The 20,510-nt window shown below is 61.3% G+C and carries 14 protein-coding genes; 3 read left to right on the forward strand and 11 right to left on the reverse strand.

All coding sequences use genetic code 11. The features are described 5' to 3' along the window. Positions 1–331 precede the first annotated feature (331 nt). From AYJ54_RS03455 to AYJ54_RS03495, 9 genes are all read right to left on the reverse strand, one after another. Positions 332–1,984 (reverse strand): alkaline phosphatase family protein, encoded by a 1,653-nt coding sequence (locus AYJ54_RS03455; RefSeq protein ID WP_063696474.1) that lies wholly within the window; start codon positions 1,982–1,984, stop codon positions 332–334. Between the two features lie 413 nt (positions 1,985–2,397). After that, entirely contained in the window at positions 2,398–5,682 is a 3,285-nt protein-coding gene (locus AYJ54_RS03460) for an adenylate/guanylate cyclase domain-containing protein (protein WP_063696476.1), read from the reverse strand. A gap of 596 nt (positions 5,683–6,278) precedes the next feature. Then, the gene (locus AYJ54_RS03465) at positions 6,279–6,800 is read right to left on the reverse strand and encodes a chromate transporter (protein WP_063696478.1); all 522 of its coding nucleotides are present in this window, start codon (positions 6,798–6,800) and stop codon (positions 6,279–6,281) included. Continuing rightward, entirely contained in the window at positions 6,797–7,399 is a 603-nt protein-coding gene (locus AYJ54_RS03470; protein ID WP_063696480.1) for a chromate transporter, read from the reverse strand. The genes AYJ54_RS03465 and AYJ54_RS03470 overlap by 4 nt, the downstream gene beginning before the upstream one ends. 324 nt (positions 7,400–7,723) lie before the next feature. Continuing rightward, the gene (locus AYJ54_RS03475) at positions 7,724–8,671 is read right to left on the reverse strand and encodes a hypothetical protein (RefSeq protein ID WP_245328868.1); all 948 of its coding nucleotides are present in this window, start codon (positions 8,669–8,671) and stop codon (positions 7,724–7,726) included. Between the two features lie 16 nt (positions 8,672–8,687). Further along, positions 8,688–9,233 carry a hypothetical protein gene (locus AYJ54_RS03480; RefSeq protein WP_063696481.1) on the reverse strand — a complete coding sequence of 182 codons (546 nt, stop codon included), beginning with the start codon at positions 9,231–9,233 and terminating at the stop codon, positions 8,688–8,690. Positions 9,234–9,307: 74 nt separating this feature from the next. Beyond that, positions 9,308–10,093, reverse strand: a complete 786-nt coding sequence (locus AYJ54_RS03485) for a carboxymuconolactone decarboxylase family protein (protein WP_082905460.1) — start codon at positions 10,091–10,093, stop codon at positions 9,308–9,310. Between the two features lie 85 nt (positions 10,094–10,178). Continuing rightward, complete coding sequence (locus tag AYJ54_RS03490; RefSeq protein WP_245328862.1) at positions 10,179–11,321, reverse strand: beta-keto acid cleavage family enzyme; 1,143 nt, start codon at positions 11,319–11,321, stop codon at positions 10,179–10,181. 85 nt (positions 11,322–11,406) lie between these two features. Next, the gene (locus tag AYJ54_RS03495) at positions 11,407–11,793 is read right to left on the reverse strand and encodes a VOC family protein (protein ID WP_063696483.1); all 387 of its coding nucleotides are present in this window, start codon (positions 11,791–11,793) and stop codon (positions 11,407–11,409) included. Positions 11,794–12,145: 352 nt separating this feature from the next. Here AYJ54_RS03495 and AYJ54_RS03500 point away from each other — a divergent pair, with 352 nt between their 5' ends. The 3 genes from AYJ54_RS03500 (at position 12,146) to AYJ54_RS03515 (ending at position 18,016) form a co-directional block, all read left to right on the forward strand. Continuing rightward, positions 12,146–13,132, forward strand: a complete 987-nt coding sequence (locus AYJ54_RS03500; RefSeq protein ID WP_063696484.1) for an AraC family transcriptional regulator — start codon at positions 12,146–12,148, stop codon at positions 13,130–13,132. Positions 13,133–15,477: 2,345 nt separating this feature from the next. Further along, positions 15,478–16,188 carry a winged helix-turn-helix domain-containing protein gene (locus tag AYJ54_RS03510; protein WP_063696488.1) on the forward strand — a complete coding sequence of 237 codons (711 nt, stop codon included), beginning with the start codon at positions 15,478–15,480 and terminating at the stop codon, positions 16,186–16,188. A gap of 421 nt (positions 16,189–16,609) precedes the next feature. Then, positions 16,610–18,016, forward strand: coding sequence for an FAD-binding oxidoreductase (locus tag AYJ54_RS03515; RefSeq protein WP_063696491.1), 1,407 nt, complete (start codon positions 16,610–16,612; stop codon positions 18,014–18,016). A gap of 87 nt (positions 18,017–18,103) precedes the next feature. On the opposite strand, the gene AYJ54_RS03520 is transcribed toward AYJ54_RS03515, so the two are convergent. Both AYJ54_RS03520 and nagA read right to left on the reverse strand, forming a co-directional pair. Next, entirely contained in the window at positions 18,104–19,306 is a 1,203-nt protein-coding gene (locus tag AYJ54_RS03520; protein ID WP_063696493.1) for an aspartate kinase, read from the reverse strand. Next, on the reverse strand, positions 19,307–20,491 hold the full coding sequence (gene nagA, locus AYJ54_RS03525) for an N-acetylglucosamine-6-phosphate deacetylase (protein ID WP_063696662.1): 1,185 nt from the start codon (positions 20,489–20,491) through the stop codon (positions 19,307–19,309). Between the last annotated feature and the right edge of the window lie 19 nt (positions 20,492–20,510).

Here is a 20,510-nt window from a genome sequence, read left to right on the forward strand (position 1 = left end):
TCCCTCAAACAAGAACACTGAGGCCTACGTCAGATCGACCAACACGCGGGCGGCGCGCTCAGCACGGTCGGCCTCGACGGGCGAACTGCACCGGTCTTTTTAGAGCGGCGACCATCGCATCCGCAATCGTCTCGGGCGTCGAGGTGGCAAACTCCATCCGGATTCCCGCACCATGGCGGTCGAGGCGATGCGCGACGTGGAAATTCTGCTCAGCAGCTCTCATTGCGCGCGCCGCATGCTGAAAGCGACTGTCCCGCCACGCGGCACGGGGCGGGACAGCTTTCTTGCTCTGAAGGGGGCCCGGCGTTGAGACGACCCGGCGGCTTCAGTTTTACTTCAGGACCTCGACACCTTCTTCCCGGACCGCCTGGAGGCTGCGCGGATCGAGGTCGAGCGCATCGAGGATCGTCGGCGCGATCTGGGTGGTGAAGGCGGTGTCCTCGACGACCTTCGCGTGCTTGATCCGAGGCGAGGAGACCAACAGCAGCACATTTCGATCGTCCTTGGAGAAGCCACCATGCTCGGCAAGCTTGCTACCGCCGGTGCAGATGACGCCATGATCGGTGATGGCGATAAAGTCCGGCACCCGGCTGTTGCGGAACGGATCTTCGTAGAGCTTGGTCAGTTCGTCGCGGTCGAGGAGCTTCTGGATATGCAGATCAGCTGCATGGGCCAGAATGTAGGCCTTGGCATCTGAATAGTAGGGATTGCCGGTCGCCGGATTGGTCGCCTGTTGCATTTCCGGCGACAACCAGACCAGCGCCTCGTCGTCGCAGATCTCGAAGCCGTTGGCACCGAAACCGGGCGCCTTGCCATACAGCGCGTCGGAGATCGCCACGCGGTCCTTGATGTTGATCGGCGACTGGCCATGCTTGGCACTGACGATGATCAGCGTCGAATCGTAGAGGTTCTGCGTCTTGAGCTCGTTGATGAACTTGCCGAGCGCGTCGTCCACGAACTGGAATTGCAGCGTGAGCGCATTGCCGGGCGTCGCCTGCGTGTCGGCATACCCGCCGATCAGCGACTTGTCGGTATCCGCGTTGCCCGCTTTGGCGAGTTTCTGGCCAACGCTGACCGCTTGGAAGTTCATGCCGAAGATCGCGGGGACGGATTGATGTTGAGTTCGCGTGCCGTCATAGCCGTCGATCCAGTTCAACACCGCCTGCACTTTCAGCGAGTCGTAAGAGCGGACGCCGGTATAGCTTTTGGTGTAGTCGTCGCCAGCCTTAGCGCCGGCATCGAGCGTGTCCTGCGAATTGATCTCCGGCGCAAAGAGTTCGTCGAGGCCCTTGCCCGACGGGCCCGCCAGGTCCTCGTAGGCAGGATGCTTGTCGGACCAGGCCGTGCGCATTCCGGCCGCCTTGATGACCTCGAAGATCGTGTTGGTACGCACATATTCGTGGGGATAGACCGGGACGCATTGGCCGTTGACCAGCTTGCGCTGCATGTGGTCCGGATCGAGCTGCGTGTAAACCTGACCTAGCGTGCCGCCGCCCGTGTAATCCGCTGCCAGCCCGCTGGAGTAATCGAAGCTCTTGTCGAGCGCTTCGAAGTTGGTGAGCTCGGTTCCAGCCGCACCTACGCAACCCGGGTCCTCAAGACCCTGGCTGGTGTAGAAGGCCTTGGCGGGATATTCGGTGCGGTCATAGCTGTCGTCATAGAACAGGCCGCCGACCTTCGGCGTGGCGCCGGAAACCTGTGCGAGCATGCCGGGATAGCTGTCCGACGGAGCGGTGGTATAAGCATTGGGATAGACGACGCCGTTGTTGGTGAGATGGGCGAAGTTGCCGCCAGGGCGGCTTTCGACCCAACGCTTCAAATCGATGGCGTGCATGCCGTCGACGCTGATCAGCAGCACGTGCTTGTAGCCATGTCGGCGCGAATGCCCACCGTCGTCATCCGCTTGCGCAACCATGACGCCGCAAGCGAGCGTCGCCGCTGCGATCGCGGCAGTTGACAAGAAATAGTCACGAAAACCACGCATGCGTTCGCCCCTGTCTTTATTTGATAAGATGAAGATTGCCTTCGCTGAGACTGCGGCAATCTGTCGCCGTCAGTTGACGCCGCGATGACAGTTTCTTGCGATTGCCATTCTTCCCCGGATCTTTGTTGGCTTCGCAATGTTCGCTCCGCAGCGATGGCGGCCCTTATCGCGAAGTCGCAACTTGACCCTAAGCAGCGCGGCGCACCCTGCGTCGCCCGGAGGACGTACTTGCTTTCGGTCGAAGCTGAGCATCGACATCAGAGACAGGAGCAGCTTCACTCCACACGCTACCGCGACCTTCAACGCGCAGGTCAGGCAAGGCCAGGAGCCGACGCCGGCGTGCTGGTGCTGGTCGCTGGACACGCGCATTTTCCGGGCGGTCGCAACGATCGAAACTGCAGCGAGACCACGACTTACTTTGCCAGGGCTGCGTCGACCATTGGCAAGAAGGCCGCCAAACCCGCGCTCGCGAGCGTACTTCGGACGCGAAGAAGCTCGCCTCTTTGGACCTCGTTGGCGGCACCGCGCAACGCAGCGGCGAGCGCGCGACCGCGAGCCGCAAATGCGTGCGCCCACGGCAGGGGCTCGGCGCGCGTATATTCTTCGAGCGCACTGACATATTCGAGCGCGCTTTTAGCGTCACCTGACGACAAAAGGCCCTCGATGGCATCGCGATAGAACCACAGGTAATTGTGCCCGACGGTACCGCGGGCGAGCATTGTCTTGCCTTCCGCCAGCAGATCCCGGCGTTCCGTGGAGCCCTCGACCGCCCGGCTCAGGGCGCTGGTGACCTTGGGACCACAAAACTGCGTTCCGGCCTCCTTGCAGATCGCCAGTGCTTCGCGCAGCATCGTCTCAGCTTCGGCTCTCCGGCCAGTATCGAGATACAAGCGCGCCTGCATCTCCAGGCCCTGGGCTTCGAAGCGCCTTGCGCCGAGCTGATGGGCGAGCCGCATTGACCGATCCAGATAGCCCTGCATCATCTCGTAGTCGCCGAGCTCGTAGCAGGCGAAAACCCTCGCCGTCTCGCCGAGCAATTCGGCGCGGGGTTGGCCGACGAGCGCAGCCAGCCGGGCAGCGGCCTCGCCGTCCTCGCGCGCCTGCCGGGGTTCGCCAAGGTAGATGCGGCTGAATCCGACCATCGAGCGGTTTGCCACTTCGATACGGCCAAAGCCGTGCTGTTGGCAAAGCGCGACGCATCGGCTGAAGTAGTCAAAAGCCGTGCGCATCATGCCCTGCGCGTAAGCCGCATCCGCCAGGCCGCCGAGCGCGCGTGCCTCGGCTTCCGGCGAGCCCGATCGGGCTGCATATTCGAGACCTCGCTCATGCTCCCTTCGGCAGCCCTCGATGTTACCCATTGGAAAGAAAATATTTCCCCGCAAATGGTGCAGTCGCGCAAGCTCGTTCACCATGTCATGGCGCTCGGCGACGTCCTGCGCGTCGTCGAGCAATTCAAGCGCCTCGTTAAGGCCCTCGTTGACGCGCAAGCCCTCGGCCAGCCCGAGCCGCGCCCGGCATCGCGCGGTTTCGTCAGATGATGCGGACACTGCCAGCCGGTAGGAAGCGATCGAGGAAGAGACATCGCCAAGGTCGCGCTGCAATTCGCCGCGCAGGCAGATCAGCGCGTGGCGATCGGAATCCGCGCGCGCGATCTGGAGTCCGCGATCGGCCAAGCGCATCGCCGCATCGATATGGTAGTCGGCGCGTTGAGCCGTCGCCGCCTCGAGATAAGCGCTTGGCGCTCGACCGTCCTCGGCGCGATCCAGGTGCTGCGCATGTAAAACCAGATCCTGCCCTGCAAACCATTCTCCGGCACGAAGATGCAGATCTTTCCGGCTGGACCGAAGCAGTGACGAATAGGCCCCTTCCTGGATTAGTGCATGCGCGAAGAGGAAATCGTCGCCTTCCGGCAGGACGAGAGCGTTGCTGATGAGACCAGTGCAGACGTAGGACGGATCGCCGATGAGGTGCCGCAGCAGAGCGAGAGAGAAACGTTGGCCGATGACCGCCGCGGCTTGAAACGCGTAGCGGTCGGAAGCATTGAGGCGGTCCATGCGTGCCAGCACGAGGCTTTGAATCGACGGAGGGACGGCATCTGCCGTACCTTCCTCCGCGTTGCGCAACAACTGCTCCAGGAACAGCGGGTTGCCGCCGGCACGCTCGATGCAGGCAGCCGCGACGCGCTGGGTCGCGTCCATGAAGCTGCCCGCGAGATTGAGCGCCTCCTCCCGACGCAGCGGACCGAGATCAATCGTTGCGAATGGAGTGCCGCGACAGCCAGCACGCCACGCTGCATCGACAGGGTCGCCTTCGATACGCGATGTCATCATCAAGAGACCCGGCCCGTCCGCCACCGCTGACGCAAATGCCGAGAGATGCCCGAGGAGCTGCGGATCAGCCCAATGAAGGTCCTCTACGACGATAAAGGTCGGCTTCTCAGCACAGGCATGCGCCGCGACAGCGGCGGCCACCGCTCGCCTGCCGCGGTTCCGTGCGGTGTTATCCATTGCGTCATAAAGCGTACGCCATTCACCGGTTTGCGGGAGATCGAGAAGATCGTACAGAAATGCAAGACGCTCAGCAGGCACGACGTTCGCCGCGACCAGATCATCGACCTTCTGCAGCCTGGCCTCGCTTCCGGATGCGGGTGAAAGACCAAGAAGGCTGACGAGCAACGCGCGAACCGCATCCTGTCCTTTGCCTACCCCAAAATCCAGGACCAGGCCGCGGTGAGCGGTGAAGCCATTTGCCTCTGCGATACGGCGCATCTCCTCGACAAGGCGCGTCTTTCCAATCCCGGCCTCACCGCGCACATAGACAATCTGCCCACTGCGTCGCGCAACCGTTGCTGCTAGTATGCCCTTGAACTGCTCGAGTTCCGCCACCCGTCCGACAAAGGCGCTGCGGTGAGCGGGCGCTGCGTCGGTCGACAGACCGACCAGCCGCCAGATGTGCACCGGTGCATCGAAACCCTTCACGTCCGTTTTCCCCAGCGCCTCGCACAACGCGCGATCGGAGAGAGCCCGATAGACACCTTCGGACAGCAGCGTCTCGCCCGCTCCGGCGAGCGCGACCAGCCGCGCTGCCAGGTTCACGCTGTCGCCAAGAACCGTGTAGTCATGCGCTTCGACGCGGCTCAGCGTGCCGGCCACCACTTCCCCGCTGGCAATACCGATATGGGCCTGTAATGGGCGGAGAGATGCGTCACTGATCCGGGCGAGGGCTGCATGAACGTCGAGGGCAGCTCGTGCCGCGCGCAGGGAGTCGTCGTCATGCGCCCGCGGCGCGCCGAACAGCGCCATCACCGCATCGCCGATATGTTTGTCGACCGTGCCTCCGTAGCCGATGACGATGCCATCCACCTGAGCAGTAAACCGAGCTACCAGTTCACGGATTTCCTCAGGATCGAGCGATCGAGACAGGCTTGTGAACCCGCATAGATCGGCAAACAGGACCGTGACCTGACGGCGCTCGCCGGCCGTACGGTCGGCTGTCGGCGAGACGTTCGACGGCGATGCAATTTGTAGTTCGCCTATTGCAGCGAGCAGCCGCTTGCGGTGACCCAGCGAGGCCACGCCAAGTTCTTTGAGATCCGCTTCAGTGAGCCCGCTGATAACGTCGAAATCGATATCGTTTTCGGCAAACGCCTTGGCGTACTGGGCCAATCCCAAATTTCGCAGCCACTGCTCGACCGCCATGTCAAACAGGATCCTCGCGCCGCGTGGAAAGCGGCACGGTACTCCCTATCCAGGTGAAATCAAAGGCAGCCGGTGGCCAAACGTCCCCGCGGACCGCACCAGTTTCGCGCCAGGAAGGACTTCACCGAAACACAACAAACGCGATCGAATTCAACCGAAAACGCAGGGAAATCAATGAAGCTGCTCTATTTCCCGTCGCTCATAACGGTCTGGTTGCAGGTTCGAGTCCTGCCGGGACCACCAATTAATCAGAGGCTGGCTTATCAGGTTTCGCCGCGGATTGGGTCACTGCACCAGAAACGCCTCACTTGGTTGCCCGTCGCCATACTTCCGCAAACTACCGCTCCACGTTCGATCTGGCTATGGCATCCCCACTCGATCGAATATTCGGCGGCTCTATTGCAGGAAGAGACCAAACAGCGCGGTGCGCCTCTATCATCGGACGGCTCACTAACGGGCGAGGATGTCTCGGAGCGGAAACACGATCTGGCGATCTCATCTTGGCAGCGAAGCACGGCCCCTCGTACTATTTGGGAGAAGGATTCGTGGCCTCTGACAGTTCGCCCCTCATCAAAGCGGCGCAGCCTCGCCCACCATCACTCAAGCGAAAGGACGCCGATCACCGCCCCACCCAGCACCAAGAGTGCCGGATTGATTTTGGTTTGCAGAAGGATCAACAGGACGCCTGCTGCGATCGCAGCGGTTTCAAGCCCGAAGACAGCGGATTTGGCCAGGGTAAAGCAACCGGCCAGAAGAAGGCCGATGGAGACCGGTGCAAGTCCTTGCTGGATGGACGTCCGCCACGGCCACGTCTCGAGCTTCGTCCAGAAGCGACCGACGGCAAACGTCAACACAGCCGTCGGCCCGAAAAACGCTATCAGCACCAGGATCGCGCCCAGCGGACCGCCGACCCAGTCCCCGATGGGAACGATCATCATCATGTTGGGGCCGGGAGCCAGCTGGCCGACGCTGTACAGGTGCACCAGTTGCGGGGAGGTTAGCCACTGATGGACGTCGACGGTCAGCGTTTTCATCTCCGGATACGCCGCCATGCCGCCGCCGACGGTCAATAGTGAGAGATAGGCGAACACCCGAATAAGGGCTGGAAGATCGCTCATGGCTGCTCCTCCATGTTGGTGTCGATTGGCCGATGCCAGAGAACTGCCAGAAGGCCTACGCCAACCAGCGCCAGCAGAACGGAAAGGTGCATGAGGTCGACGGCAAGCACGGTCAGAGCCAGGAACAGGTAGTCGCCCCGTTGCTCGAGCGATCTTTTACTCAATTGCACGACGGTGGAGAGCACCAATCCGACTGCGGCAGCGGCTACCCCCTTCAGCGCGCCCGTGGCCCATGCGTGGTCGCCATGCGACCTGTAGACAATGCCGACAATGAACATCAGCACGCTACCCGGCAGGCAAATCCCGAGAATCCCGACGACGGCGCCAAGGGCGCCGCTCAGCTTTTGCCCGACCAGGATGGCCATGTTCGTCGCGTTCAAACCGGGAAGGCTCTGGCTGATCGACAGCAGTTCGACGAATTCCTTGTCACTGAGCCAGTGCCGCCTTGCCACAAGTCGATCGCGCAGATAGGGCACCACACCGCCGAAACTGATAGCGCCGATGATCAAGAACTCGAGAAATATTTCGCCGATCGCAACTCTGGCCGCTGCCGCTTCGGCACCTGCCTCGAATTGCACCTCTGTTCCTGCCTCACTCATGGCCCTGCCGCTCCCTTGAGGCGATAGACCACAACAGTCCTGTCACGCCGCGCGCCAACCATCTCCAGACTTCGCGTTGCAACGGGAAGCGCCTCACGCTCTTGACCTGCGATTGGCGTGTCGGGGTGAAGCTCGCTCCGATGATCCTCGTTCCTCGCAGCCGGCAATTCACCGACGGTAAGTCTTGCGAAGTACTCTTTCAGCAGGCGCTCGAAGGTAGAGTGAGCTCCGCTCCGGTTGGATCCTCGCTGCTGAGGTCGTCGACCGATCGGAGCGCAGCCGAACGTTGCCCCCGCGCAAGTTGCTTGCGTTCTCGTGTCGATCTCACTCATGGCTCTGCGCTCCAGCTCCCTTGAGGCGATAGACCATGGCGGTCTTCGTCACGCCCAGGGCCAGCCATCCAGCAACCTCGCGCTGCAACGTGATGTAGAACTGCTCCGCGAGCTCTTTCTGCTTCGCTGCGATGTCCTCCTTGCGGTCGAACTTGACCGGAAACGCAAACTCGCCGACCAGCGGCAAGTGCTCGCCACGGGTGCGCCACAAGGCGATGTCGCATTTGGCCAGCACGCCCTTGCCGAAGTCCAGATTGCCCAGCGGCAGAAGGACCTCCTCGACAATGCCTTCATTCACGAGCTTGACCCGATCGTCGCCGGATCTATGCAGCTTTGCCAGCGCCGGAAAGACGCGGTCCAGCGTTGCCATCGACGTCTTGTCCCGATCATGCGCCTGGCTCAGCCCGAACTGACAATTGTGCGAATACAGAATCCGGTAGCCACCGACCTCATCCTTCAGCGGCAGCGCCTCGGCCTTGAACTTGATCCGGTATTTGCCGTCGATCTTGGGACGAACGTCCAGCGATGCGGCCTTCTGTTCGTCGGGGTGACGGAACTTGAACACGATCTCGGGATCGCCCACAGGAAAGCCGTCAACGTAGGAAACCCGGCGTCGCAGAATGAACGCGTTGGTGTAGAGGGCAAAGTCGGGTGTATCCAGAAAGATGATTTCCCGGATTTCCGGTCTGAGGTCGGCGTTCTTGTCCTCGATGAAGTCGACGCCGACTCGCTTGGCAGTCCGCCGAACGATCTTGCCGAAGTCGCGGAAGCTCTGCACCGACGTGAAGCGATCCGGCTTCAGGATGAGCTTGGCCTCCAGATACTGCACGCGGTCCAATGGTGTACCGTCGCCATAGGCAGGCGCCGCTCCGGGCGCCTCGGGAGCTGTGCGGTTGAGCTGGCTCGACTTGCTCTTGCCCGTCTTCTCGCTCTTCTCCATCACGCCCTCCTCCTGGCTACTGATCCTTCGTCACCTTGGCCGCCGTTCCGAACAGCATGGCGTGCAATTGGCCTGGCGCGAGCTCACGGCTGACGTTCCGAAATGCGAAGAACGGTATCAGGGCGACGAACAGGATCACCGCGACACAAAGGACCCCGGCAAATCCCCCGCCGCCGATCGCAGGGATGCTCGCCTCGACGGTTTCTCTCTTCGCCAGTCCGATGACGACGCGCTCCGCGACGTGAAAGCAGATGAACATGACCGTCAGGAGCAGGGATTCGAACAAGATCGGATAGATCAGTGGTCGACGTCGCATCCAACGACCAAGGTTCAGGTCCTCCGTCAGCAGCATCACCTTTGCCAAGACGAGAGCATTCACCAGCGCGAAACCGTGTGCCGCGAAGTCGATTCCTCTTTGATCGAGAATGATTCTCTCGTTCAGGACGAACAGCCCGAACAGGACCCAGAGATAGACGAACATCACCGCAAAGCGCCTCGCTTCATCGAGAGCGCGCTCTCTCAGATTGAACGTGCGATCACCGATACGACTGTTGCTGTCCATTGCAGTCCGATATTCGAAATTAGCGATTCGCATGGCCCGCCCGAGCCTCGCTGCGAAATGCAATTCAGGCCACCTCAGCGAACTCCGACACGATCATTTCCTCTGCAATCAGAAAGGCGCTCCAATTCCTCGGCCAGGAGGGGCACACCGAGATTGCAGGCCTGCACCCCCTGAACAACGCAGAGCTTCAGCACCTCCATGATCTCTTCCACCGTCGCGCCTGCCTTGAGGGCGCCCTTGATGTGCCTCCGCGTGCCCGGCGCGTACATGTGCGTGTAAGACGCATCGAAGGCGATGCTCAGAAGCTCGATCTCCTTGGGAGAGAACACACCGCCGCCGTAGATCCCGGCGCCGGTCGCCATGAATTCATCGGTCCAGATAGGGTCGAGCTCGCAAAATGGGTCCCACGCGGCATTCCACTGTCCGACCTTTTTCATCTTGTCGCAGGCCGGTGTCGCGGTCGCTTGTTTCTTCGGAGGGTTCACGCCCGCTGCCTTGGCCTCTTCGAGCAGAATGGGAGCGCCTAGGCTGCAGGAATGAATCGACATCACGGACGCCATCTTGAACACCGTGAGGATTTCATCCCGCGTTGCGCCCGCTTCGAGCGCAGCGCGGATGTGCCGACGCGTGCCCTCCGGGTTGAGGTTCGTGCAGGCGGCATTGAGCGCCACGCCGACCAGTTCGATGAGCTTGCGAGGCAGGACCTCCCGAGCCCACGGGTCGGTTGTCATCCTCACGCACGCTCGGGTCCAGCTCGGGTCCCATTCGAGCAGCTTATCCACCGCCGCATCCCACGGACCGGTCTGATGCAGCGGACCGCTTGCCGTCGTCGTCTCCACAGATCGCGGATTGTCCTTCACTTCGACACCTCGAAAACGAGAACCGAGAAGTCCCTAAGTGCTGACGGGTCCCGCATCGATGGAACGCGGGACCCGGCGCCGGCTTCTACTCCGCCGCCACCTGCGTCGGCGGCACCATGCAGTAAGCCATCGGATGGGAGTCGCCACCGGTCTTTGCGACACCCTTCTTGCCCTCGGTCTCCCACACGAGGAACCCAGTCTGGCCGTCCCTACGGTTCGGCGGCAGACCAAGATTGTGCAGTGTCTCCTCGATACTGTCGTACCAAACACCGACCTTCATGATCTGGCGGGCTTCCTCCGCCGTCGCGACCTTGCGTCCGAACTCCTTGCATATGCGCACGGCGCCTTCGATCTGCTGTACCGTCGTGCGGCGCTTCTTGTCAGGCCCCCACAGATTGTCCTCGTTACCGACACGCACGTGCTGGCCGAGGACGATCGCCATCGCAGACAGCGAGATCAGTCCCCTCATGCTCGACCAGAATGTCGCGACCGAACCTTGCGGTACGCGACGGACCATCTCCATCCAGTCGAACGGATTACGGCCGAGGGTTCCGCCGCCATACCCGGCTATCGCGAGGTTCAGCGGGCCCATGTAAACACCTGCACGGATCACGCGCTCGATGAGCTCGAGCTGATGGACGTGGCCCGGAACGAAGTACGGCTGAATGCGGTTCTTGCGCAGCCGCTTCAGATGCTCGAGGTAGAATGCCGGCCCGGCGTCGACCCACATGCCGGCCCAGGCAGCTTGAACCTTCGGGTTATTCTCGAGATGGGTGCCTATGATGTCGTCCGGCAGCATCATCGACATGATATCCCACTGGCTGGTACCTACCGCGACGGTCACGCATTCGGGCTTCGGGTCGAGCTCCGTCAGCATGTGCCTCGTATCGTAGTCGAGCCATTTCGCCTTCGCGTCGGCCGACTTGGGTGCAAACGAGATCGAGCCGCCGACCTGCAGGATCATCTTCGGCACAGCCTTCTTCAGCCGCCCGATAAAGTAGTTGAACTGGTCAAAGTCCACCGAGCCGTGACCAGTGGCGGGATCGCGCACATGCACGTGGAGCATCGTGGCCCCGGCGTTGTAGCAATCCACCGCCGCCTGAACCTGTTCATCCCACGTCACCGGGATGTCCGCGTCACCGGGTATCCACTCGGGCCCGTACGGGGCTGCGGTGATGATCAGTGGCGCCATATTCTCTGGAAGAATCGAGTCGTCGGTATAGTACATGTCCGTCTCCTCTACCTTGTGGTCGTTCCAGTTCACTTCACTCCGAGCTGCGATCGTCGCGGGCCACCTCTTGCAGGAAGGCCCTTCAGTCCGGTTCTGGCGGTGGAAACGCCGTGCGGTCCGCCTGCCAAATGCCAAAGGAGTTTCCCTCGGGGTCAGCGAGGACCGCATACCAACCGGTTCTGGGAACTGCCGATTTCGGCCGCACGATGCGCGCGCCCATGCGTTGCGCCTCTGCAAGAGCCTGGTCCACCGCGGCGACAGTCACGTAAGGCAGCCAGGAAGTCGGGCCGTCCGCCGGGCGATACGTCAAACCTCCGCCGAATCCGTTGCCGTTCGGTTCGGTCTGAATTCGCCAATAGTCGACGCCAGGCGCCTTTTCGATCTGCCAGCCGAACAGTGAAGCGTAGAACTGCGCGAGTTCTGCAGGGGCCTCGCCGTAGATCTCAAAATGGGTCACTACGCCGCTCATTCACCCAATCCTTGAATTTGTTACGGCGTTGCACCTCAAGCAGTCGCCGCTGCGGAACGGCGGCGTGATGAGCAGCATGGCGAAGCATGTCAGGAGGACGTGATGCCGGCACAACGGCGCGAGCCGTGCCGCGAGGGTGCTCGACCCTGCGCTTGGGATACCCATGCCAGACCTCTACTCGTTACAAAGCGCACGACTGGATAATCAGGGTACGGCGTCATCAAATTCGACGCCTCGATTGCCATATTGATCGAGATCAACACTTTCCGCTTGTTATTTTGCGACACGACGTACGATTTCGAGTCCCTGAAATTGCGGTTCTCCATAGGCATCCAGGCCGAGGTGTAGCAACATGGAAGGGCAGCAACGTATCGGAGTCCTGGTCGAACTCCCCGAGATCTTGCGAGAGATGGGCCAAGATCCGGCGACGGTGATCGCAGGTGCGGGCATCAACCCTGACCTATTGCGCAATCCCGAAAATTCACTCTCGTTCATCGAGCTCGACAGGCTTGTCCAGGCTTGCGTCGCCGCGACAGGCTGCGAGCATTTCGGGCTTCTCGTCGGACAGCGGTCAACGACCGCCAGTCTTGGATTGGTGGGCCGACTCATGCGGACTGCGCCGACGCTTAGGGATGCGATCCTGGATCTATGCACCAATCAGCGACGCTATGTGCGCGGCGCCGTTACTTATCTGGTGATCCAGAAGGATACCGCATTCTGGGGATACGCCATCCATCATCCAGGCATGAAGGCAATCGATCAGATCGGCGACGGCGCGATGGCGGCAGGATTCAGCTTCATGAAAGAACTCGTAGGCGCGGCGCCCGACGAGATCTTGATCTCTCGTCGAGCCCCCGGCAATACTGCTCCGTACCGCCTCCTTTTTGGCTCCACGCCGCGGTTCGACGCACAACAATATGCAATGGCTTTTCCCGTAAGTCTGCTCGACCGTCCAGTTCGCAGTGCCGATCGCGAGCTGCGCCGGATACTGGAAAAATCGGTTGCCGCTTACTGGGCCGTCGAACAACCAAGCATGACACACACGGTCGCGCGCATGCTCCGCGCTCGCGTGATTTTTCCTGACATTTCCTTGGAGGCGGTCGCAAGTGAGCTGGCTATGCTGCCCCGGACGCTGAATCGTCGATTGCAAGCGGAGGGCAAGAGTTTCCGTGAATTGGTCAACGAAGCACGCTTCGAAGTTGCTCGCCAATTGCTCGCAGGCACGAGGATGGACGTGACCGACATCGCTCTCGCGCTCGGCTACGCCAATCCTAGCGGTTTCACACATGCGTTTCAGCGCTGGTCGGGCGTAGCGCCGAGCGAATGGCGCGCCAGCTGATCGGCTCTGACCGAGCCCGTTACGTGGCCGGTACCTCAAGCCGCATCTCAGGTGACGACCCCTCCCCACCAACAGCACCGCACCAGTTTCGCTCCGGAAACGACCGCACCGAAACGTAACAAACGCGATTGAATGCGAACAGTATCGCAGAAAATCAACAAACCCGACCATTATCCCCCCGCTCATAACGGTCTGGTTGCAGGTTCGAGTCCTGCCGGGACCAGCAGTGATTTCAAGCGGTTGCGAAGCCCTTTCGCGCTTCGCCATTTCATCAACCAACGAGACGACCAATCCTGCCTTCTTGCTCGGTGCCGAATGCGTTCCAATGGCGTTCGCGGCAGCGCGCAGGTGGTTGGGATGATGATGGCCGTAGGTCTCCCGCGGCGTCTTCTCACTCATGCCGAGAAAGCCAGCCACCTCCCGCATTGGCGCCACGCTCCATCAGCCACGACGCCGCGCTATGTCGTAGCGTGTGTGGCGTCACGTTGCCGACAGACACGTCAAGATTTGCGAGTCGGACCGCCGAAGCGCAACCCGCTTTGACGGAAGCGACGGCATTCCGCTTGGACATAGCCGCTAACAAATACGCGACGGCGCCAGGTCGCGGAACTTAGCACCAGCGGCACCGCCCCCAGCGTGCGCAGCAGCCGCCGCACCCGCCGCAGCCTCCACAGCCACGCCAAACTCGGCAGCCACGGCAACCGCCGCAACCTCGGCAGCCCCGAACGACAACGGCTGCTTCCTGCACGTTGCTGCCAACATCTTCCTTGTCGAAGAGATGGAACGTGGCGAGACTGACGTCGGCCATTTCCTCTTCGCCAAGAACGAAGCGCTGATTGGGCGAGATGTCGTCAGTTTGCGGGATGGCGGCAGTGGGTATCGTGGTTGCGGATGCGCTCCCCGCCAGAGAAAGACCCAGTCCGGCTAGTGCCGTCACGGCGGTGGCCTTGGTTGTAGACCCCTGCTTCTTGGTTTGATTTACCCGTGGCATGGTCGCATCCTCTGCACGTTGTTAAAGGGGCAACTTGACGTCGCAATTGTGAGTATACGTTCAAGAATGCGACGTAGCGCACTCGGTTCCTCGTCGCGCGAGACTTTTTTTGATCGCGCCCGAGTAGCGCCAAAGTGAAAGCGTGCCCGCTGAAATCCTTGAAGTTGGGCCATCGCCGCGCGGATAGTCGGCCGTCCGATTCAGTTTGATGAAATTGTCAACGCCGCGCGCGCCGATGGTGTCTTTGGCCGCGCAGTCGCGCTCTCGGCTACCGTACGGCTTTGGCATGCGTGGGTTCTTGATGGGTTCACTAGAACCGGGTCCATTGGGCGGGTACGTGGGCGGGCCGCGTTTACTTTGATTTATTACGTTAATTTGCACACGTTGTTGCGTATTCACGCATGACTTTGCATTCTTCACATTGTTTCACCTGTCTTGTTTGTGGTGCCGCTTTGTCTAGTGATGTTCAAGAGCGAGAGACGCTCCGCCTCGTCAGTGCATTCATGGAAATTCAGAGCCGCGGCACGCGCCGCGCGCTTGTGCTGCTCGTTGAAGAGTTAGCGCAGAGAGAGGCAAAGCCGCGGAGGCCATCGAAGAAACCGATGTAATCAAGCGTCTGGCCGGTCAATTGCAACCGCCCTACCGCAAACTGAAAAATCCGATTACGTGGTGGTACGCAGCCGTATGAGCTATCGTGCTCCTTCTGATCGGGAATTGCTCTGGTCTATTATGTCCACGCCTTTCTGCCCGAAGACGATGGATTTCACCCCGCCCTTGTCGATCGTCCGGATCGATTGCCGTACGGTCGCGTAGGCCCATTCGACATCGTCGAGCTCAACGACCGGCCGGCCTGGGCTTCACGAAATTGCCCGTTTCTGCGTCTGCTCTGCCGCTCGCCCCACAACGCCCTCGTACTCCGGCCTGCGATCTATGACCGACAACTGCCACGCAATCTGTTCAATCCGTACTTCCGCTCCCGACGCTCGCAGAGTGCGCAGATAACAGATAGCAGGCCTGGTTGCTCGTCACCGCAATATTGGAGACCAAGGCACAAGCGGAAGCGCTCCCCGCCACGTCTCGAAGCTATGCTTGCTGGACAAGCGCGAATGCAACGCCTAAACCGCGGCCTCCCGGCTCCCCACAGGGACAACAGAGTGACGGAATGCGGCGACAACACGTATGTGTCGGGGACAATGCCGTGATGTCTTGATCGACAGCGATCAACGCTTTCGTGAAATATGAAGCAGTTCACAGTCGTAAATCGACGTCCGGGTTAACCGGGCGAAGAATTCCGGCCGTTGATTGGGGGCGATGAGATCGGAAGCGCGTCTGATGACTGACGGGAATCGAAGATATGAACCAGGAGATCGGAGCGACGGGCTATATCCTGATCATCAACAATGATCCGTTGATGCGGCAGGCGGTGAGCAGCTACTTTTCCGACCACAATTTCCCCACCAGTTGCTTGCCCTGGAGCGAGTGGAACTGCACCCGCACGCTTCCCAGCTTGATCATCATGGACCAGCCGCATGACGGGCTGGATCGGCTGCGATCAATCCGGTCGAGATCGGATATTCCAATCATCATCACCGGCAATCGCGCCGACGAGGTCGATTCTGTCGTCAGCCTCGAACTTGGCGCCGACGATTACATCGTAAAGCCTAGTCCCAGGGAATTGCTCGCACGCGCCCGCGCAATACTGCGACGCCGGCAAATGTCGGGTTCAGCGCAAACTCGTGTGCGGGACGGCGGCGGCTACAGGTTCAATGGCTGGCGGCTCGAGCGTTATGGCCGCCGTCTCGTAGACTCCAACGAAACACCCGTCTCGCTAACCAAAGGCGAGTATGCCTTGTTGCTGGCGTTCCTGGAAGCACCTGAGCGCCCCCTTTCACGCGAGCATCTCCTGAATGCGACGCGGTTTCATGAAGATATCTTCGATCGGAGCGTCGATGTTCAGGTCTTGCGGCTGCGGCGCAAGTTGGAGATTGATCCCAATGCACCGCGCATGATCCAGACCGAGCGCGGCATCGGCTATGTTTTTGCCCTGCCGGTCGAGCGCTTCTGAACAATTCGTCGAGACGGCCATGTGAGGCCTGATCCTTGGCGGCCGCCGGCCGCAAGACGCGTGATCCACTGGGAAAAATGGCGCTGCCGAAGTCTCCTTTCGCAGGCGGACCCGATGTGATTTTGCCCGGCGCGCGTCGTTGGGGCTTGTGACCGAGCCTGTGCACATTTTGCAGACAGTGCGCTCGTTGCCGCGGGCCGCAGCGCTACGGATGTAACGCAATGTGCAAGCCCTGAAATTCTTGCGTGGCGCGTCTCGCTCACCGTGCGGGCTGCTCGCTCAGCTTCGTCGCCGGCGGAAGCTTGTCCCGGCCGACATCGCATTCATCGGGAGCCCTACGCATGTCAAATCCGATTCTCAAGCAAGCGGTCGTCATCGGTGCGGGAATAGGAGGTCTCGCCGCGGCAGAGTAGGCCTTTTCATGTTTTCGAAATCACAGGTGGAGGAATTGGTGAACGTCACGAACAAATCGACGACTTCCGACGCAGCCGCGGAACTGGGCGCAAAGATGCAGGGACGAATCGTGTCACGGGGCGAGGATGAGTATGCCCGCACGCGGCGGGTATGGAACGGCGCGGTCGAGAACCAGCCAGCGTTATTTGCAGTCTGTGAAACGTCCGCGGACGTGCAGGCGGCGGTGCGAAGTGCACGTCGGCACGGAGTCCCTCTGTCGGTGCGCGGCGGAGGTCATGACTGGGCGGGCCGCGCCTTGTGCCCAGGCGGACTCGTCATCGACCTCGGCATGATGAGGCAAGTCATCGTGGATCCGCACGCACGAACAGCAACCGTCTCCGGCGGAGCAAGGATCAAGGACGTGGCTGCCGCCGCCGGTTTCTACGGTCTGGTTGCGGCACTGGGCAACTGCGGTGAGGTCGGCGTCACCGGCCTCACCCTGGGCGGCGGTTACGGTCCTCTGAACGGCCGGTACGGCCTGGCGGCGGATAATTTGCTGGGCGCCGAGGTGGTGCTCGCGGACGGGCGGCGCGTAACGACCGGACCGGATGAGGAGCCCGAGCTGTTCTGGGTGCTACGCGGCGGCGGCGGCAACTTCGGCGTCGTCACTTCCATGCGGATCCAGTTGCATGAAGCGCGCCGCATGCTCGCGGGATCGATCGTGTATCCCTGGACCGAAGCCGAGTCGGTGCTGCGCCGCTATGCGGCGTTCGCGGAAACCATGCCTGACGAACTCGGTGTATCGGCGATCATGACATCCGGTCCGGATGGCCAGCCGGCGCTCATGTTGTCGCCGCTGTGGAATGGCGATCAACATCGAGGGGAACGCATCATCGGTGAGCTCCAGGCCCTTGGAACGCCGCAATTCGCACAGCTTGGGCCAATGACCTACACTGACATGCTCGCTCCGTTTGACGCCTGGGTGGCGGAGGCGGCTGGCTGCCACTGGGAGATCCGGACGCGCTCGCTGCCCGCGCTCATGCCCGGCGCGATCGATACGATCATCAGCGCGGTCGCCCGCAAGACGTCGCCCCGCACTGCGGTCGCCTTTCACCACTTCCACGGCGCGGCCACGCGCATTCCGGCGAACGCGGTCGCGTTCGGCTTGCGCCAGGAACATTTCATGGTGGAGATCATCGCCGGTTGGGAGCCCGACGGGAGCGACGGCGCGGCGCACAGGCAATGGGCGCAGAACCTTTGCAAGAGCCTCGCCCCGCTCGCCCTGCCGGGGGGCTACGCTAACCTGTTGGGGCCGGATGACCGCGAACAGGCGGCGGCGGCTTATGGCAACAACGCCGCCCGGCTCCGCGCGCTCAAGCGTCGCTTCGATCCCGATCGGGTCTTCGCGTCTGCGATCCCGCTGCCAGAGAGATAAATCCGTTCGATCGGAAATCCATGTTGCGGCCGCCGTCACCGCAATATTGGAGACCAAGGCAGAAGCGATCCCTGCCGCGTCTCGAAGCTATGCTTGCTGAACGAGCGAATGCAACGCCTTGACCGCGGCCTCCCGGCTCTCCACGGGGACAAACAGACTGACCGTATGCGGCGACAGCACGTACGTGTCGGGGACAATCCCGTGTTGTCCGAGAACCTGCAACGCCCTGAACGGCAATGCCGACGAAACGCCGCCGAAGCAGGTGAGACTTACCGAGCTTGAAGACTCGCGCTGCGTGCGCAGATCCTTAGCGTGCTCCAGCGTGCGCAACAGGGCGTCGAGCCACTCCGCATCACAGGCCACAGTCATGCTGGTTTTTCCTGCGGCGAAGTGTGATGCAAGGAGCTGTGGCCAGGACAGGCTGTTTTGCTTGAGATGCTGCGCGAATTTCTCAAAGCCGTGATTGAGATCGTTGCAATCGATTTCCACATGCTCAATGCGAGCCATCGAGTTGACGGCCAGAACCTTTCCGTTTTCCATGCCTGCAACCTCTTTCATCACTTGCGTGCTGTGTTCAACGCCACCCCACTGCCTGAGAACCAGCGGCACATCCTGACTTTGCGCCAGCTCTACGCTGCGAAAGTGCAGGATCTTCGCACCCCAGAAGCACATTTCGGACAGCGATGTGAAGTCCACTCGCCGCAGGGGCTTTGCATCCGGCACGATGCGCGGATCGGCCGAACAAATGCCGTCGACCTCCTTGATGATTTCACAGCGCTCGGCTTTCAGCGCCGCGGCCATCGCAACGGCGGTGGTGTCGCTGCCGCCCCGGCCAAGCGTGGTGATTTCCCTGGTCGCCGGGTTCACGCCCTGAAATCCTGCCAGCACCACGACGCGCCCGCGATCAAGTTCCTCACGCACCCGAATGGGCCGTACATCCAGAATGCGTGCCGAGGAATGGGAGTCGTCGGTCATCACGCCGGCCTGGCTGCCGGTGAAGCTGATCGCGGGCACGCCGAGATCGGAAAGCGCCATGCTCATCAGGGACATGCTGATGCGCTCACCGGTCGTCAGCAGCATGTCGAGTTCACGGCGATTGGGCGTCGGGCTGACCTGGTAAGCCATCTGGATCAACTGGTCGGTCGTCGTGCCCATGGCGGAGACGATCGCGACGACGCGATGACCACGACCATGCAGATCGGCGAGACTGCGCGCAACCGCGCGAATTTTCGCCGCTGTTTCAAGGCAGACACCGCCGTATTTTTGCACGATGATGGGATGGTTGCGCATCTAACCTCGGTGATAAGCCTCGCTCGCCTCGCCGATCGAACCGACACCGCCTATCCATGTGCCGACGATTTCAAAGTCCGGATGGAAGGCGACAAGGTCCGCGCGGTATCCGGGCGCGATCCGCCCAAGCTCGGACTCAAGGCCCAGAAATGCCGCGGGCGTCCGAGAGGCCATGATGAGGGCATCGACAAGGGAAATTCCGACCAGCGCAACAGCATTGCGCACCGCCTCGATCATGGTGAGGTGAGCGCCCCCGAGTGTACCATCGGAGCCAGTCAGGCGATTTTCGTGCAACGTGATCTGCCGTCCTTGCAGCATGAATTGCCGGTCGTTCGTGCCCACCAATGGCATGGCATCGGTGACCAGCATCAATCGATCACGTCCCTTGCAGCGGAAGGCAACACGCAAACAGGCGCGGTCAACGTGGATGCCGTCGCAGATGATCCCTGCAAACAGCCGGTCATCCCCAAGCGCGGCGCCCACCAGGCCCGGCTCCCGGGCGTTCAACTGCGACATGGCATTGAACAGATGGGTCACGCCCGAGACACCGCGATTGACCGCCTGCCCGATTTCGGCTGCCGTGGCGTCGCTGTGGCCTGCCGCGATACGCAATCCGGCGCCGATCAATTCATCGATCATTGACGCGGGCACGCATTCCGGGGCCAAGGTCACAATGGAGCGGCCGCAGTTCCCAAAACTCTTGATGGCGGCGAGATCGCGCCGATCGGGCACGCGTATCTCGGCTTCCGGATGAATGCCCTTGCGAGACCTGTTGAGGGCCGGCCCCTCCAGATGAAAGCCGAGCACGCCGGGAAGCATCAGACAAGCTGGGGCGACTGCAGCCAACCGCTCGATGACCTCGCTGCGATCGGTGATGAGGGTAGGCAGGCAGCCCGTGGTTCCCTGCTTGCGGTGCGCCTCAACGATGCGTCGAACGCCAGCCTCCGTTGGCCGGTCGTTGAGAAGAACGCCCCCGCCTCCATTCACCTGGACGTCGATGAATCCGGGCGCAAGGATCGCATCCCGGGGGAGCCGGATCGACGCGCGCGGCTTTGACTCTCCGAACGTGATGCTTTCAATGCGGCCTTTCGAAATCCTGATGGACCCCGGTCCGCGCATGGCGATACCGTCAAAGATTTGCGGCGCAGCAATCGTGACAACGTCAGAAGAGGAGCGCTCGCCCATCAGCATCCATCCGAGAGTG

Origin of the sequence: Bradyrhizobium centrolobii (assembly GCF_001641635.1) — a bacterium.
GTDB classification, from domain to species: domain Bacteria; phylum Pseudomonadota; class Alphaproteobacteria; order Rhizobiales; family Xanthobacteraceae; genus Bradyrhizobium; species Bradyrhizobium centrolobii.